Origin of the sequence: Rathayibacter sp. PhB1 (assembly GCF_004362935.1) — a bacterium.
GTDB lineage: Bacteria > Actinomycetota > Actinomycetes > Actinomycetales > Microbacteriaceae > Rathayibacter > Rathayibacter festucae.
Window position 1 is genome coordinate 94,022 of the sequence record NZ_SNYD01000003.1, and the last position, 15,891, is coordinate 109,912.

Below are 15,891 nucleotides of genomic sequence, written 5' to 3' on the forward strand. Positions count from 1 at the left end.
CGAGGGCGTGGTCAGGGCGTGCGGGGTGCTCAGTGCCGCGGGAACGACGGCGGGCGGTGCTCGGGGGCGCTCCCCCAGCCGGCCGGCTCGCGGCCGAGGTGCAGCGTCAGCTCGCCGCCGCGATGCAGCTCGGCGGCGGTGATCCAGCTCGCCTCGAGCGGTGCGCCGTTCAGCTCCGCCGACTGCACGTACTGGACGGGGCCGCCCGGCACCGGCTCGACGAAGCCCGTGGTGCGGAGCTCGACGTCCGCCCCGCCCACCGCGATCGAGGCGCGCGCGAAGGCCGGCGCGTTGACCAGCAGCAGCCCCTGGCCGGCGACCGGGAAGAGCCCGAGGCTCGCCCAGACGTACCAGGAGCTCAGGCCGCCGGAGTCGTCGTTGCCGGGCAGGCCGCCGCGACCCGCGCCGAAGCGCTGGTGCAGCACCCCGTGCACGATCTCGGCCGTGCGGTCGGGGCGGCCGGCGTAGTGGTACGCCCACGGCGCGTCCATGTCGGGCTCGTTGTTCAGCCCCTCGAAGCGGCCGAGGGCCGATCCCGCGAGCATCTCCGCGCGGTCCGGGCGCAGACCCGGCTGCACGACGGGCTCGGCGCCGTAGCCGAAGAACTCGTCCAGCTGCGCGACGAAGGCGTCGTCGCCCCCACTGATCGCGATGCGCCCGGCCATGTCGTGCAGCAGGCGGAAGGAGTAGTTGTGCCGCGTGCCCTCGTAGTAGGTGGAGTCCTTGAGCAGGCCGGAGCGCAGGTCGTAGGCGTTCACCCACTGCGCCGCCCGCTCCTCGAGCTGGTCGGCGAGGAGGTGGTCGCCGACGTGCCGCGCCACGACGGCGGTGCACCAGTAGCCGTGCGCGAGGTCGAGGGTGTGGCTGATCGGGTGCGCCTCCCCCGCCGCGAGGAACTCCTCGCCGTAGGTGCGCTTGAGGTCCTCGCCCATGTGCACGAGGGCCGCCTCCCAGTCGATGCCGGGCAGGCCGAGGCGGCAGAGATCGGCGAGGAAGGTGTGCGCGAGCGCGCTGCCCTGGCGGGAGAAGCGGTCGCTGCCCTTGGCCATCCGGTAGCCGATCGGGAAGTTGCCCTCCTCCTCGCAGATGGTGAGCAGCGCGGCGCCGATCTCGACCGCGCGCTCGGGCAGGAGCGCGGTGAGCAGCGGGAGCTGGGTGCGGTAGATGTCCCACATGGTGCTGAGGTCGAAGACGAACGGGCCGTCGGTCGGCCAGAACGGGCTCTCGTCCGGCGCCAGGCAGGGCTTGATCAGCGAGTGGTAGAGCGCCGTGGCGAAGACGGTCTCGCGCTCGGTCGAGGGGGTGTCCACGGCGATCGTGCGCAGGCGCTTCCGCCAGGTCTTGCGGGTGCGGTCGCGGCGCTGGTCGAAGCCGCCGGTCGTCGGCGGAACGTCGCGGTGCAGGTTCTCGCGGGCGCGCTCGGTGCCGCGGAGGGAGAAGCCCATCCGCAGCTCGACCGTCTGGCCGGCCGTGCTCGGCCCGGCCCACATCAGCCCGAACGGGCGCAGCGTGGTCGGCCGGATGTGGTCGAAGTCGAGCCGGGTGCCGCCGGGCATGAGACGGCGGTCGTACCAGAGCATCTGCCGCCACTGCAGGGCGTCGCACTCGAGGTGGACGGCGAGCGGCGCGCCCTCCATCACGACCTCGCCGGCCGCGACGCCGGGCGAGATCGAGTGCAGCTGCGCGCGGAGCGGGATCGTCGCTCCGGACGGGATCGCGAGGCCGCCGAGCGAGAGGTCGACGACCACGCGGGCGCTTCGGTGCTCGGGGAAGGTGTAGCGGTGCACGACCGAGGCGGGCCCGACGGTGAGCTCGGCGCGGATCCCGGAGGAGAGGGTCGCGGCGTAGTAGCCGGGCTCGGCGACCTCGTCCTCGATCGCCCAGCTGCGGCCGAGCTCGTCGAGGGGCTCGAGCATCGGCGTGACGCGGAGGTAGTTGTAGTACTTGCGGATCGCGCCGGTGCCCGACTGCTGGAAGTGCGTGAAGCCGGAGGCGACGAGGCCGTCCTCGATCGTCGGCGGGACGCCCTCGAGCGCGAGGTCGTAGCGGCCGTAGCCGGTGGGGTAGGCGCCGGAGTAGGAGCACGCGGACACCATCCCGAGCGGGAAGGTCGCGCCCGGGTGCGTGTTGCCGATCTGCGGCTTGGGCGACCACCAGGTCGCCGCGAGCCCGGTCGCGTCGGGGAGCCGGGTCGCCTCGGTGCCGAGGAACGGGTCCACCCGCTCGATCACCGGGTGCCCACCCGTCCGTACCCCGCCGCCGCCATGCCGTGACGCTAGGCAGCGCGGGGGGACGCAGGGTGTCGCCCGGGTGTCGTGCGGGCGACGGGTCGGCGACCGGACGGGGCCGCCGACCCGGCGCCGGGCGGCTGCGAATCGGGCGGCTAGGGGATCAGGCGCTCCGCGCGGTAGCGGTCGAACAGCGCCGTGAAGGAGTCGACCGTGCGGTGGTGCACGCCGAAGCCGGCCAGGCGCGACTTGCTGATGTCGGTGACCACCTCGATCTGCCGACCGAGGTCGGCGTCGGTGTGCCACCAGGAGGCGACGCGCTCGAGGTCGGGCTCGATCAGGTCGTGCTCGCGGACGAGGCGCTGCCAGACCTCGTCGGCGCCGGCCATCTGCTGCTCGAGGGGCTGCGGCTCCTCGCCGGGGCCGACGGGCTCGACGCCGAAGTGCTCGGCGATCCTCGACCACATCCAGCGCCAGCGGAAGACGTCGCCGTTGACGACGTTGAAGGCCTCGTCGCGGCTTGCCTCGGTGGTCGACGCCCAGAGCATCTGCTCGGCGAGGACGGTGGAGTCGGTCATGTCGGTCAGGCCGTTCCACTGGGTGAGCGAGCCGGGGAAGACGAACGGCGTGCCCTGCGCGCGGTGGATCGACGCGGCGACGGCCAGCGTGAGGCCCATGTTCATCGCGTTGCCGACCGCGTGGCCGATCACGGTGTGCGAGCGGTGCACCGACCAGGTGAAGCCGTCGCGCTCGGCGGCGGCGAACAGCTCGTCCTCCTGCGCGTAATAGAAGTTGGGCGCGTCGAGGCGCTCCTCCTCCTCGTGGAACGGGGTGTCGGGCATCGCGCCCTGGCCGTAGGCCTCGAACGGCCCGAGGTAGTGCTTGAGCCCGGTGACGAGCGCGACGTGCTGGAGCGGCGCGTGCGAGAGCGCGGCGAGGAGGTCGCGGACCATGCCGCCGTTGACGGCGATGTTCTCCTCCTCCGTGGCCTGGCGCGACCAGGCGGTGAAGAAGACGTGGGTCGGCTTCTCGTCGGCGAGCACGCGGGCGAGGTCCTCGGCGGAGCGGAGGTCGGCGGAGAGCGGGGTGACGCCGGGGCGCTCGGCGATCGGCCGGCGGGAGAGGGCGGTCACGGGCCAGCCGCGCTCGGTGAGCAGGTCGACGAGGGCGGAGCCGCCGATGCCGGTGGCGCCGACCACGAGGGCGCGCTGCTCGGGAGTGGGGGCCTCGGACGTAGGGACGGTGGACGGGTCTGCTGCGGAAGTCATCCCTGAGGACAACGCGCGTCCCGGCCCGGCATTCCTGGGCGTGTCAGCCGACGGCGGGCAGCGGTTCGCCGTGGCCGTCGAAGGAGAGCTCGACACCGGCCTCGGAGCACTCCTCGGCGATCAGGTCGAGGGCGTTCCAGAAGAACGGATTGCGCACCGGCTTCCGGGCGAGGGTGCTCTGCAGTGCGGACTTCGCCGAGCGCGCCGCGTCGACCGCGGTCGAGGTGGCGTTCTCGTACTGCAGCGCGTCGAGGGCGGCTTCGAACGCCTCGCGGTTCGCCGTCGCGGGGTCCGCCGCGAAGGCGTTCCACGATTCCTCGACCGGAGGGCAGAGGGCCGGGTCCTGCGTCTGCCCGGGGAGCGCGCAGCCGGTGAGGAGGAGGACGGGCGCGACGAGGAGCACTGCCGCCGCCCTGCTTCTCCGCCTCATCCGAGTGAGGGTACCGTCCGTCCGGGATCGCAGTGTCGGAGGCACGGGGTAGCGTCGGTGGGTGCGTGCTCCGTGGAAGAACCGTGAACCCGGGGCGCGGCTCCCCCGCGATGTGAAGGTCCTCGGGATCGTCGCGTTCTTCGTGATGCTGGGGTTCGGCGTCGTCGTGCCGGTGCTGCCGGTGTACGTGCGCAGCTTCGGGGTGGGCTACGTCGAGGTCGGCGCGGTGGTGTCGGCGTTCGCGCTGATGCGGCTGGTCGCGAATCCGTTCGTCGGGCCGCTCGTCGACCGGGTGGGCGAGCGCATCGTGCTGGCTGTCGGCATCGGGATCGTGGCGGTGTCCAGCGCGCTCGTCGGGCTGGCCGGCGACTACGCGCACCTGCTGCTCCTGCGCGGGGCGGGCGGGATCGGCTCCGCGATGTTCTCGGTCGCGGCGATGACGCTGCTGCTGCGGACGGCGGATCCGGAGCGGCGGGGCCGGTCGATCGGCTTCTACCAGGGCGGGTTCCTGCTCGGCGGCATGGCGGGGCCGGCCGTCGGCGGCGTGCTGACGGCGATCTCGCTGACCGCTCCCTTCTTCTTCTACGCGGGCACGCTCGCGATCGCCGGGATCGTCGGGCTGGTGCTGCTGCAGCGGCCGGACCGCGACGCGGAGGCGGCGGCGGCGACGGCCGTGGCGAAGCCGATGCGCGAGGTCGCGCGCGACCGGCGGTACCAGAGCGCGGTGCTCGCGAACTTCGCGCTCGGCTGGTCGGCGATGGGCGTCCGCGCGACGCTCGTGCCGGTGCTCGTCGTCGAGGGGCTGGGCGACGAGCCGGCCTGGACGGGCATCGCCTTCGCCATCGCAGCGGTGGTGCAGACGATCGCGCTGGCGCCGGCCGGGCGCTTCGTCGACACGGTCGGGCGTCGGCCTGCGCTGATCGGCGGGTTCGCCGTCGCGGCCGTCGCGATGCTGGCGATGCCGCTGGTGCACGAGCTGTGGCTGCTCATCGCGCTGCTCTGCGTGTACGGAGCGGCGGCCGCGTTCATGGGGACGGCGCCGGGCGCGCTCGTGGGCGACGCGGCGGGCGAGCGCGGCGGGAAGCCGGTGTCGTTCTTCCAGGCGGCGTCGGACCTCGGCGGGGTCGTCGGACCGCTGCTGGCGGGGGCGCTCGCGGACGCGGCGTCGCCGACGGCGGCGTTCGCCTCGGCCTTCGTGCTGCTCGGGCTGACCGCGGTGGTCGGACTGCGCGTGCCGCGGCGCTGAGCCACGCGGGATCTCCCGGGAAGAGGCGCCCGCAGGCAGGCTGGTCGAGGAGCCGCGGAGCGGCGTATCGAGACCGGCCGTGACCAGCAGACCGGGTCTGCAGACCATCGTCGGACGCTGGTGGATCTCGATACGCCCGCTGCGCGAGCTACTCGATCAGCATGCAGAAGCCCGCCCGCGCGGACCCGTTTCTGCGACGCGGCCCTTCCATGCTGGTCGAGTAGCCGCGGAGCGGCGTATCGAGACCCGCCGTGACCAGCAGGCGGGGTCTGCAGACCTCCGTCGGACGCCGGTGGATCTCGATACGCCCGCTGCGCGGGCTACTCGATCAGCATGGGGGGGGCGGCCCGCGAAGAGGGCTGCTCGATCAGCATGCAGGGCGGCCCGCTGCGCGGGCTACTCGATCAGCAGGGGCGAGGGCACGCCGGTGAGGCGTCCCGCACTGGTCGAGGCGTCCAGCAGCACCTGGACGCCTCGACCGTCCGAGGACGTCTCGGCGCGAGCATGCTGGTCGAGTAGCCGCGGAGCGGCGTATCGAGACCAACCGTGACCAGCAGGGCGGGTCTGCAGACCATCGTCGGACGCCGGTGGATCTCGATACGCCCGCTGCGCGGGCTACTCGATCAGCATGGGGGGGGCGGCCCGCGAAGAGGGCTGCTCGATCAGCATGCAGGGCGGCCCGACACGCGGGCTGCTCGATCAGCATGGACGAGGGCACGCAGTGAGGCGTCCCGCACTGGTCGAGGCGTCCAGCAGCACCTGGACGCCTCGACCGTTCGGGGACGTCTCGGCGCGAGCGGCGTCAGGTGTTGCGGCCGCGGGCGTCGACGGGCCAGGTGGCGGTGGTGCCGTCGGCGAGGAGGACGCGGTAGTCGTCGGCGAGGTTGACGGCGACGCAGACGTGGTTGGGGGCGATGCGGATCCGGGTGCCGAGCGGGAGGTCGACGCCGGTGATGGTGGCGTGGTGCTCCGAGAGGACGGTGATGCGGGCCTCGGGGTGCTCGAGGAGGCGGCCGAAGCCGGTCGAGGCGGCACCGCGATCGGAGGAGAGCACCTTGCTGCCGGCGTCGGCGATCAGGTGATCGTCGCGGCGGGCGACGATCGTCGCCAGCACGGTGACGGCGATCGACTCCGGGCCGATGGTGCCGATCTCCCATTGCTGCGCGTCGCCGAGGGCGGAGACGCCCGGCCGCAGCTCGGTGAGGACGCCGGCGTCGGCGAATTCGAGGGAGGGGGTCGAGCCTCCGCTGATCACGCGGGCCGGGACTCCGGCGTCGGCGAGCGAGGCCGCGGCGGCGCTCAGCGCGGCGGCCTCGTCGCGGGCCGCAGCGCGGCGGCCGTCGAGGGCGTAGCTGTGGCCGGGGAAGGTGAAGACGCCGACCACGTCGAGCCCGGCCTCCGCCGCGGCGGCGGCCACCGCGCCGGCCTCCTGCGGCGGCACTCCGCTGCGGTGGTGACCGGAGTCGACCTCGACGACGACCTCGAGGCCGGCGGGGATCGCCGCGGCGAGCCGGCGCGCCGACTCCGCGGAGTCGACGCCGACCCGGACCCGCGCCCGCTCGAGCACGCCGCGCAGCCGGGCCGCGCGCTCGGCGTCGAGCCAGAGCGGGTAGGCGATGAAGAGGTCCTCGACACCGCCGGCCGCGAACACCTCGGCCTCCGACACGGTCGCGACGGTGAGGCCGACCGCGCCGGCCGCCAGCTGCCGCCGGGCGATCTCGATCGACTTGTGGGTCTTGGCGTGCGGGCGCAGCGCGACGCCCCGATCGCGGGCCGAGCGGGCGGTGGCCGCGATGTTGCGGTCGAGGACCGCCTTGTCGAGCACGAGCGCGGGCGTGGGGACGCTGTCCGGAATGCGAGGCACGGGGCGATCATAGGGCGGCTCTCCTCTACGGTGAAGGAGACGACGAGCGGCGGGGGGCGGCGACTCGACCGAGCCGGAGACCCGAAGGAGCGCCGCATGCGCGAGCAGGAAGCCCGATCCCACCACGAGGACTCCTCGGCGCGCGCGGCCTCCTTCGGTCAGGGCATGCTGACCGCGACCTACGCGCTCCGGCACGAGAAGGGGCTCGACGTCGTGTTCCTGCTCCGCGGCACCGGCCCCGACTTCCTGATCGGCATGGGCGCCGCCTCGGACGACTTCCGCTCCGTCCTCTCCATCGGCCTCGACAGCCGCGACGGTGTGCTCCGCCCCACCGCGAGCCACACGATCGACGGCCGCCGCCGCGGAGTCCCGGCGCGGGTGGTCTATCGGAGCGACGAAGCCCTGGTCGTCGAGGCGAGCCCGCTGCCGCTGCGCGACCGGCCCGCGTCGCTGAAGTGCTGGTCGTTCGTCCGCTCGGGCGAGGACGAGCACTACTCCGACGTGGTCGGCTTCGTCGCGCCGTCGCTCGCCACCCTGCCGCCCGTGCCGCTGAAGACGCGGCCGCGGGCTCAGGCGCGCCGCTAGGGTCCGTCGATCCGGAGACCGCCCTCGCGAGCACTCGGGATCGAGTCGGCCAGGCCCTAGGGTGTGGTCAGGCCGGTCCGCCCCCGGTCGCCCGCGCCCGACGGAAGGCCGAGCTCCATGGATCCCGACGACTCCCCGACCCTCGAGCAGGCGCCGCCGCAGCGGCGGATCGTCACCTCCCGCACCGGCGCCGTGGTCGCGGTCGGCGTGCTCGGCGCGGTGATGCGCACCGAGGGTGCCATCTACGGCACGGTGCTCTCGATCACGCTGATCGCCGTCGGCTGGGACAAGGACACCGACCTCGACGTCCTGCTGTTCCTGCTCGGCTCGGTGACCGTCTTCTGGGTCGCGCACCTCTACTCCGGGACGATCGCGCGCCTGCCCGAGTCGGATCCGACTCCGCGCACGGTCCTCGCCGCCGTGCGGGACACCGCCCGGCACTCGATCGGGATGATCGCCGCGATGGTCGTGCCGGCGCTGCTGCTCGCGCTCGGGCCGCTCGGGGTGCTGGACGAGTGGACGGCGTACTACCTGGCACTCGGAGCGGGTGTCGTGATCCTCGCGGCGCTCGGCTACCTGATGTCGGCGCGGCGCGGCAGCTCGTGGAAGCGGCGGGTGCTGAGCACGCTCGTGACGACGCTGCTCGGGTTCGTCGTGGTGTGGCTGAGCACGCTGGTGCACTGAGCTGCTGATGCACTGAGCTGCTGGTGCACTGAGCTGCTGATGCACTGAGCCCTCGACGTGCGACGGGCGCGGCTGCCAGGCTGACGGGATGACCTCTCAGCCCTCCGCGCTCCGCCCCTTCGGCCCGTCCGGCGCCCTGGTGACCCGGCTCACCCTCGGCACCTCCTGGAACCCCGACCGCGTCGGCTCGCTCGACACGGTGCCCGCGCTCGAGCGCGTGCTCGACTCCGGCGCCGGCCGCCCCGTCTCGGTGATCGACACCTCCAACGAGTACGCGCTCGGGCACAGCGAGCGGCTGATCGGCGAGGCGCTGCGGGCGCGCGGCGGGGTCCCGGAGGGGATCACCGTCGTCACGAAGCTCGACCGCGACCCGGAGACCGGCAGCTACTCGGCCGAGCGGATGCGCCGCAGCCTCGACGAGAGCCGCGAGCGCCTGGGCATGGACGTGCTGCCGCTGCTCTACCTGCACGACCCGGAGCGGATCTCCTACGACGAGGCCTTCGCCGAGGACGGCCCGGTGCGCGCGCTCGTCGCGATGAAGGAGGCCGGCGTCGCGCTCTCGATCGGCATCTCGGGCGGGCCGGCGCCGATGCTGCGCCACTACGTCGACACCGGGCTCTTCGACGCCGTGATCACGCACAACCGGTTCACGCTGGTCGACCGCTCCTCCGAGGAGCTGATCGACGCCTCCGTCGCGCGCGGCGTGGTCGTGGTGAACGCGGCCGTCTACGGCGGCGGGGCGCTTGCGCGCTGGCCCGAGCCGGTCCGCAGCTACGCCTACGCGCCGGCGCCGCAGGAGATCGTCGACGCGGTCGCCGCGATGGGCGAGGCCTGCGAGCGGGCGGGCGTGCCGCTCGCCGCCGCCGCCCTGCAGTTCTCGACCCGGGACCCGCGGGTGACGACGACGGTGGTCGGCGCGACGAGCGCCGAGCACTACGACGCGTTCGTCGCGGACGACGCGCTCGACATCCCGGACGCGCTGTTCGAGGAGCTGGAGTCGCTCGCGCCGCCGAGCTCGGTCTGGCAGGAGGCGCCCGGGGCGACCTGGCCGCGCTGAGCGACGGCGCGGGGACGGCCATCGCGCGACAGCGGGCATACCCGGGCCGCTCCGTCGGTTGGCCCTGAGATGACCGACGCACCTCGCACCACCACCGACTCCCCCGCCCTCTTCCAGCCGCTGACCCTCCGCTCCCGCACGGCGCGCAACCGCGTCTGGGCCGCGCCGATGTGCCAGTACTCGGTGGAGGCGCAGGACGGCGTGCCGACGCCGTGGCACCTCGTGCACCTCGGCTCGCTCGCGCGCGGCGGGGCGGGGGTCGTGATCGTCGAGGCGACCGGCGTCGTCCCGGAGGGGCGGATCAGCCCCTGGGACACCGGGCTCTGGAACGACGAGCAGCAGGCGGCCTGGGCGCCGATCGTCGACTTCGTGCACGGGCAGGGCGCCCTCGCCGGCATCCAGCTCGCGCACGCGGGCCGCAAGGCGTCGACCTACCGCGAGTGGAGCGGGCACGGCTCCGTCCCCGTCGACGAGGGCGGCTGGGAGACCGTCGCCCCCTCCCCCGTCGCGTTCGAGGGCTACGCGGTGCCGCGGGCGCTCGACGTCGAGGACCTTCCGGGCCTCGTCGAGGCGTTCCGCGCCTCCGCCCGCCGTGCCGTGGACGCGGGCTTCGACGTGATCGAGCTGCACGCGGCGCACGGCTACCTGCTGCACCAGTTCCTCTCGCCGCTCTCGAACCGCCGCGAGGACGCCTACGGGGGATCGCTGGAGAACCGCGCGCGGCTCCTGCTCGAGGTCGTCCGCGCGGTGCGGGCCGAGATCGGCGAGCTGCCGCTGCTGGTGCGCTTCTCCGCCACCGACTGGGCCGAGGGCGGCTGGACGCTCGAGGAGACGATCCGGGTCTCGGAGTGGGCGCGCGACGAGGGCGTCGACCTCTTCGACGTCTCGACCGGCGGGCTCGTGAAGGGCACCGACATCCCGGTGGCGCCGCTCTACCAGGTGCCGTTCGCGCGCGAGGTGGGCCGGGCGACCGGCGCTCCCGTCGGGGCGGTCGGGCTGATCACGACGGCCGAGCAGGCCGAGGGCGTGGTGGCCGGCGGCGACGCGGACGTGGTGCTGCTGGCGCGCGAGCTGCTGCGCGACCCGCACGCGCCGTCGCGGATGGCGCGGGAGCTGGGCGCTCCGCTCGGGCTGGTACCGCCGCAGTACGCACGGGCCTGGCGCTGAGACGACGAAGGGCCGGGGGCGTCACCGCCTCCGGCCCTTCACATCGTTCTGCTACTTCTCGTCCGCCTCGCCCTCGGAGTCGCTCGGGGCGTCCTCCTCGGGGTTGAAGTGCGAGTCGCCCGAGACGCCCAGGGCGATCCCGTCCTCGGAGTCGGGGATGGTGCCCTCGGTGCCGAGGCCGCCGTCCTCAGGAGTCCCGGTGTCCGGGGTGCTGTCGTCCGACATCGGGCTCAGGCCTCGACGTCGCCGCGCCAGGCGCCGTCCGGCGAGCCCTTGGACTCGATGTACTCCTTGAAGTTCTTGAGGTCCTTCTTGACCGCGTGGCTGCCGGCGCCGACGAGCGAGCCGACGGTCTCGAGGAAGCCCTCGGGCTCCCAGTCGAGCTGCACGGTGACGCGGGTCTCGGTGTCCGAGAGCTTGTGGAAGGTGACGACGCCGGCGTGGTCGGTCTCGCCGCCGGTGCTGTTCCAGGCGACGCGCTCGTCGGGGTGCTGCTCGGTGATGTTGGCCTCGAACTCGCGCTCGACGGGGCCGACCTTCACCTTCCAGACGGTGAGGACGTCGGTGACCTGCTGGATGGACTCGACCTCGTCGAGGAACTTGGGGAACTCCTCGAACTGCGTCCACTGGTTGTACGCGACGGACACGGGGACGTTGACGTCGACGGTCTCGATGATCTGCGACACGGTAGTGCTCCTTGATGTCTCACTCGGTGTGCGGCAGGCCGCTGCTGCGGTCGCCTCCCTCGACGGTAGAGGCGAGCCGCCTGGGAGTTCACGTGGTTGCGGCTGGACGCAGACGTGGTACAACCCGGGACCGACGGCCGCATGCTGGTCGAGCAGCCGCGGAGCGGCGTATCGAGACCCGACGTCTGCAGAACGGTGGATCTCGATACGCCCGCTGCGCGGGCTACTCGATCAGCATGGGGGCCCGCTTCGCGGGCTACTCGATCAGCATGAGGCGCTGGCCGCTCGATCAACAGGGCGGCACGCCCCGCGGGCCGCTCCGCTTCATGCTGGTCGAGTAGCCGCGGAGCGGCGTATCGAGACCCGACGCCTGCAGAACGGGGGATCTCGATACGCCCGCATCGCGGGCTACTCGATCAACATGGAGCGCAGGCCGCGACGCGGGCTACTCGATCAACATGAAGCGCAGGTCAGTCGTCGGTGCCGGCGTAGCGGTAGGCGGTGAACGTCGGGGTGCCGGTCGTGGCGTAGAGGCCGAGGACGCGGCCGGTGAAGGAGGTGGCGGTCTCCGCGGTGAAGGAGCGGCCGTCGATGCGGGCGAGGGTGCGGGAGACGCCGCCCGCCTCCGCGCGGAGCACGAGGAAGTCGCTCGTCATCTGGCCGGGGCCGAAGCCGATGCCGCCGTCGCGCTCGGACTCCAGCATCAGCGTCACCGGGCCCTCGGGCAGCTCGGCGGTCCACTCCTGCTCGAAGGAGGGAATCACCGCGCGGGCGGTGACCCGCGTGCCGGAGCCGGTCGACTCCGCCTCGACCGACGCGAAGGTCGTCTCGTCGTAGCGGACGGCGAGCCCGCCGACGCCGACCGAGACGTCGACCATCACCGAGGCCTGCATGGTCTGCGTGAGCTGGCGCCGCCCGACGAAGGTGGGCTGCGGGTGGCGCAGGGTGCGCCCCTCCCCCGGCAGCGACAGCCGGCCGTCCTCGACGGTCGCGAGCGCGCTCGGGAGGCGGCGCACGCCGATCCAGCCCGCGTCGAGCGGCCCGGCGAAGTCGACGTCGTCGCGGAGCGGACCGCGCGGCGCGAGTGCGACCGGCTCGGCGACCGGCCAGCCGTCCACCCAGGAGACCCGGGTGACGAAGGTCTCGCGGCCGAGCGCCGAGAAGGCGCGGGTCGCTCCGCGCGGGCGGACGCCGAGCAGCACGATCAGCGTGGTGCCGTCGGGCCCCTCCACCAGGTCGCCGTGGCCGGTGTTCTGCACCGGTCGGGTGGTGCCGCGGGCGGTGAGGAACGGGTTGCCGGGCGCGGTCTCGAACGGGCCGGTCGGCGCATCGCTCCGGGCGATCGAGACGCCGTGGCCGCGCTCCGTGCCGCCCTCGGCGATGAGGAGGTACCAGACGTCCCGGCCGTCGACCGAGCGCCGGTACAGGTGCGGCGCCTCCGGGAAGCCGCCGCCGGTGCCCGACCAGAGCGAGCGCGGCTCCTCCAGGATGCGGCCGGCCGCGAGGTCGACCCGCACCTGCTGGATGCCGAGGTGCGCGCCGGCCTCCTCGCCGCTCAGGATCAGGCCGGAGTAGGTGACGTACGCGGTGCCGTCCTCGTCCCAGGCGAGGTCCGGGTCGATGCCCTGGAGCGGACCGCCGTCGGCATCGGTCAGGACGGTGCCGTCGCTCCACTCGCCGGCCGGGTCCGCCGCGGTGAAGACGACGGTGCCGACTCCCGCGGGGACCGAGACGATCACGTGGAAGAGGCCGTCGTGGTGGCGGATGGTCGGCGCCCAGACGCCGAGGCCGGTGGGCACCTCCTCCACACCGATCTGCTCGGCGCGGGTCGCGACGTTGCCGACGCGCTCCCAGGTCTCGAAGTCGGTGCTGCGGTACACGGGGATGCCGGGCAGGTACTCGAACGTCGAGGTGACCAGGTAGTAGACGCCGTCGGCGCGGACGACGCTGGGGTCGGGGTTGAAGCCGGGGATCAGCGGGTTGGGGAACGGCGCACCGACCCCGCCCTGCGCGACTCCGCCCGGCACGACGGCCGCGCTCATGCGCGCAGCTCCAGCTCGGTCACCAGCGGGACGTCCTCGAGCGAGGTGCCGAGGCGGATCGTGAACGCTCCGGCCTCGTACTCCCAGCCGTCGTTCCAGGTGGCGAGCAGGCGGGTCGGGACGGTCACGGCGATCTGCGCGCTCGCGCCCGCCTCCAGCGTCGCGCTCTCGAAGCCGACCAGCCAGCGCACCGGGCGCTCGACGGCGGAGTCGCGGCGCTCGGCGTAGGCCTGCAGCACGACCTTCCCGGCGCGCTCGCCGGTGTTGACGACGTCGACGAGGAGTTCGACGTCCTCGCCGCCGCGGACGGGCTCGGGCGTCGAGACCGAGACGAGCTCGAACGAGGTGTAGCCGAGGCCGTGGCCGAAGACGTAGGCCGGCTCGACCTCGCTGCGCAGCCAGGCGCGGTAGCCGATGTGGATGCCCTCGTCGTAGTGCAGCTCGCCGTCGGTCGGCAGCGTGGAGAGGACGGGGACGTCCTCGATCGCGACCGGCCAGGTGGTGGGCAGGCGGCCGCCGGGCTCGACCCGGCCGAGCAGGACGTCGGCGACCGCGTCGCCCATCTCCTGACCGCCGAAGTAGCCGACCAGCACGGCGGCCACCTCGTCGCGCCAGGGCAGCAGCACGGGGGCGCCGGCGTTGACGACCACGACGGTGCGCGGGTTCACCGCGGCCACGGCGCGCACGAGCGCGTCCTGCTGACCCGGCAGGTCGAGGGAGCTGCGGTCGTAGCCCTCGGACTCGACCGCGGAGTTGGTGCCGACGACCACGAGGGCGACGTCGGCGTCGCGCGCGAGCGCCACCGCCTCCGCGATCAGCTCGTCGGCGGGGGTGGCGTCGGGCTCGAGGCCGTAGGTGAAGCCGAGCGCGCCGTCGAGGTCCCCCTCCGCGTGCACGATGTCGTACTCGATGCGGATGTCGACGGGCGTGCCGGCGGTGACGGTCAGCGGCGCGGAGACCGACGGCGGGGCGAGCAGCGCGGCACCGAGGTCGGAGCCGACGGCGGCGAGGGTCTCCTCGAGGAAGAGCGCGCCGTCGACGTAGACGCGGGCGGTGCCGGCGACGGCGAAGCCCAGGCGGATGGTCGCGTCGGCGGCGGGGGTGAGGATCGTCGAGAACTCGACGCGGGCCGAGGCGGCGATCGGTGCGGTGCCGCCGAACCAGACCAGAGAGGTGGCGCGGCGGTCCTCGACGAACAGCTCCGCGCCGTCCTCGGCGAGGAAGCGGACGCGCTGGCCGGGCTCGCCGGTGACCGGGTTGGTGATCGTCTCGAGGACGAGCGGGGCGACGCCGTCCTGCACGACCGCGCCGAGGGCGTAGTCGACGCGGGCATGCGGCAGCGCGGCGCGGACGCCATCGAGCGGAGTGACGACCTTCTCGGGCAGGACCGTCGCGGATCCGCCGCCCTGGGTGCGCGCCTCGCGGGCGTTGTGGCCGATCACGGCGACGGAGCTGAGCGCCGAGGCGTCCCAGGGCAGCTCGCCCTCGTTGCGCAGCAGGACGCTGCCGGCCGCGGCGGCCTCGCGGGCGAAGGCGCGGCCGTCCTCGACGAGCACCGGCTCGGCGACGGCGGGGGCGAAGCCCTCGAGCGCGCCGACGCGGGCGGCGAGGCGGAGGATGCGGCGGACCTTGCGGTCGACGACGGACTCCTCGATCGAGCCGTCGCGGACGGCGGCGACCAGCGCCGCGCCCCACGGACCGTCGGGGCCGGGCATGACCAGGTCCTGCGCCGCGCGGGCGCTGTCGACGGTGCGGACCGCGGTCCAGTCGCTGATGACGACGCCGTCGAAGCCCCACTCGCTGTTCAGCGGGGTCTCCAGCAGGTCGCTCTCGGTGGCGGTGGTGCCGTTGATCGAGTTGTAGGAGCTCATCACGAGCCAGGCGCGGGTCTCGACGATCGCGCGCTCGAAGGCGAGCAGGTAGAGCTCGCGGAGGGCGCGGTCGCCGACGCGGACGTCGACGGTGAAGCGGTCGGTCTCGGAGTCGTTGGCGATGTAGTGCTTGGGAGTGGCACCGACGCCGTTCTCCTGCACGCCGGCCACGTAGGCGGCGGCGAGATCGGCGGTGAGCACCGGGTCCTCGCTGAAGCCCTCGAAGTGGCGGCCGCCGAGCGGGGAGCGGTGCAGGTTGATGGTCGGGCCGAGGACGACGTCGACGTCCTTGCGGCGCGCCTCGACCGCGGCGGCGGCGCCGTAGCGGCGGGCGATCGAGCGGTCCCAGGAGGAGGAGAGCGCGGTGGCGGAGGGCAGGTTGAGCGAGGGCGAGCGCTCGTCCCAGACCTCGCCGCGGACGCCCGACGGGCCGTCGGAGACGAGCATGCGGCGCAGGCCGATCCTCTCGATCGGCCAGGTGGTCCAGAAGTCGCGGCCGGTGAGCAGCTGCACCTTCTCCTCGAGGTCGAGGCGCCCGATCAGCTCGGTGAGCAGGGCGTCGGCGTCGGGTCCCTCGGCCGGGATGCGGGGAGCAGTGGAGGTGTCGGTCACGGTGACTCTTTCTCTCTCGGGAGGCGACGTCGTCGTCCCTAAAAACCTAGCAGCAGTAAGTTTCTGACGGTGCGCCCCGCCCCGGCCCCTTCCGCGAGATGCCACTTATGAGCGCGACACGCCGTGCGATCGCGTCATAAGTGGCATCTCG

The 15,891-nt window shown here is 73.5% G+C and carries 13 protein-coding genes; 5 read left to right on the forward strand and 8 right to left on the reverse strand.

The annotated features are described in order from the left end of the window. Nucleotides 1–29: 29 nt before the first annotated feature. The 3 genes from EDF17_RS08325 to EDF17_RS08335 all read right to left on the reverse strand — a co-directional run bounded on the left by EDF17_RS08325 (nt 30) and on the right by EDF17_RS08335 (nt 3,926). Nucleotides 30–2,231 carry a glycoside hydrolase domain-containing protein gene (locus EDF17_RS08325; RefSeq protein WP_123446663.1) on the reverse strand — a complete coding sequence of 734 codons (2,202 nt, stop codon included), beginning with the start codon at nt 2,229–2,231 and terminating at the stop codon, nt 30–32. Between the two features lie 152 nt (nt 2,232–2,383). Then, complete coding sequence (locus EDF17_RS08330) at nt 2,384–3,496, reverse strand: SDR family oxidoreductase (RefSeq protein WP_123446664.1); 1,113 nt, start codon at nt 3,494–3,496, stop codon at nt 2,384–2,386. 43 nt (nt 3,497–3,539) lie between these two features. Further along, entirely contained in the window at nt 3,540–3,926 is a 387-nt protein-coding gene (locus tag EDF17_RS08335; protein ID WP_133671951.1) for a hypothetical protein, read from the reverse strand. A gap of 61 nt (nt 3,927–3,987) precedes the next feature. Here EDF17_RS08335 and EDF17_RS08340 point away from each other — a divergent pair, with 61 nt between their 5' ends. Further along, the gene (locus EDF17_RS08340) at nt 3,988–5,172 is read left to right on the forward strand and encodes an MFS transporter (RefSeq protein WP_243581254.1); all 1,185 of its coding nucleotides are present in this window, start codon (nt 3,988–3,990) and stop codon (nt 5,170–5,172) included. A gap of 802 nt (nt 5,173–5,974) precedes the next feature. Here the strand turns inward: EDF17_RS08340 and EDF17_RS08345 are convergent. Next, nucleotides 5,975–7,036, reverse strand: a complete 1,062-nt coding sequence (locus EDF17_RS08345) for an alanine racemase (RefSeq protein WP_208110586.1) — start codon at nt 7,034–7,036, stop codon at nt 5,975–5,977. Between the two features lie 96 nt (nt 7,037–7,132). Between EDF17_RS08345 and EDF17_RS08350 the strand changes: the two genes are divergently transcribed. From EDF17_RS08350 to EDF17_RS08365, 4 genes are all read left to right on the forward strand, one after another. Beyond that, nucleotides 7,133–7,621, forward strand: a complete 489-nt coding sequence (locus EDF17_RS08350) for a hypothetical protein (RefSeq protein WP_123446667.1) — start codon at nt 7,133–7,135, stop codon at nt 7,619–7,621. A gap of 117 nt (nt 7,622–7,738) precedes the next feature. Next, the gene (locus tag EDF17_RS08355; RefSeq protein ID WP_123446668.1) at nt 7,739–8,305 is read left to right on the forward strand and encodes a hypothetical protein; all 567 of its coding nucleotides are present in this window, start codon (nt 7,739–7,741) and stop codon (nt 8,303–8,305) included. Between the two features lie 88 nt (nt 8,306–8,393). Further along, the gene (locus tag EDF17_RS08360) at nt 8,394–9,362 is read left to right on the forward strand and encodes an aldo/keto reductase (RefSeq protein WP_123446669.1); all 969 of its coding nucleotides are present in this window, start codon (nt 8,394–8,396) and stop codon (nt 9,360–9,362) included. Between the two features lie 69 nt (nt 9,363–9,431). Further along, nucleotides 9,432–10,529, forward strand: coding sequence for an NADH:flavin oxidoreductase/NADH oxidase (locus EDF17_RS08365; protein ID WP_123446670.1), 1,098 nt, complete (start codon nt 9,432–9,434; stop codon nt 10,527–10,529). Nucleotides 10,530–10,580: 51 nt separating this feature from the next. On the opposite strand, the gene EDF17_RS19790 is transcribed toward EDF17_RS08365, so the two are convergent. From EDF17_RS19790 to EDF17_RS08380, 4 genes are all read right to left on the reverse strand, one after another. Continuing rightward, nucleotides 10,581–10,754, reverse strand: a complete 174-nt coding sequence (locus tag EDF17_RS19790; protein ID WP_164874539.1) for a hypothetical protein — start codon at nt 10,752–10,754, stop codon at nt 10,581–10,583. Between the two features lie 5 nt (nt 10,755–10,759). Beyond that, nucleotides 10,760–11,215, reverse strand: a complete 456-nt coding sequence (locus tag EDF17_RS08370; protein WP_123446671.1) for an SRPBCC family protein — start codon at nt 11,213–11,215, stop codon at nt 10,760–10,762. 470 nt (nt 11,216–11,685) lie between these two features. Then, on the reverse strand, nt 11,686–13,257 hold the full coding sequence (locus EDF17_RS08375) for a glycoside hydrolase family 43 protein (RefSeq protein WP_123446672.1): 1,572 nt from the start codon (nt 13,255–13,257) through the stop codon (nt 11,686–11,688). Continuing rightward, nucleotides 13,254–15,575, reverse strand: a complete 2,322-nt coding sequence (locus EDF17_RS08380) for a glycoside hydrolase family 3 C-terminal domain-containing protein (protein WP_243732852.1) — start codon at nt 15,573–15,575, stop codon at nt 13,254–13,256. The genes EDF17_RS08375 and EDF17_RS08380 overlap by 4 nt, the downstream gene beginning before the upstream one ends. Between the last annotated feature and the right edge of the window lie 316 nt (nt 15,576–15,891).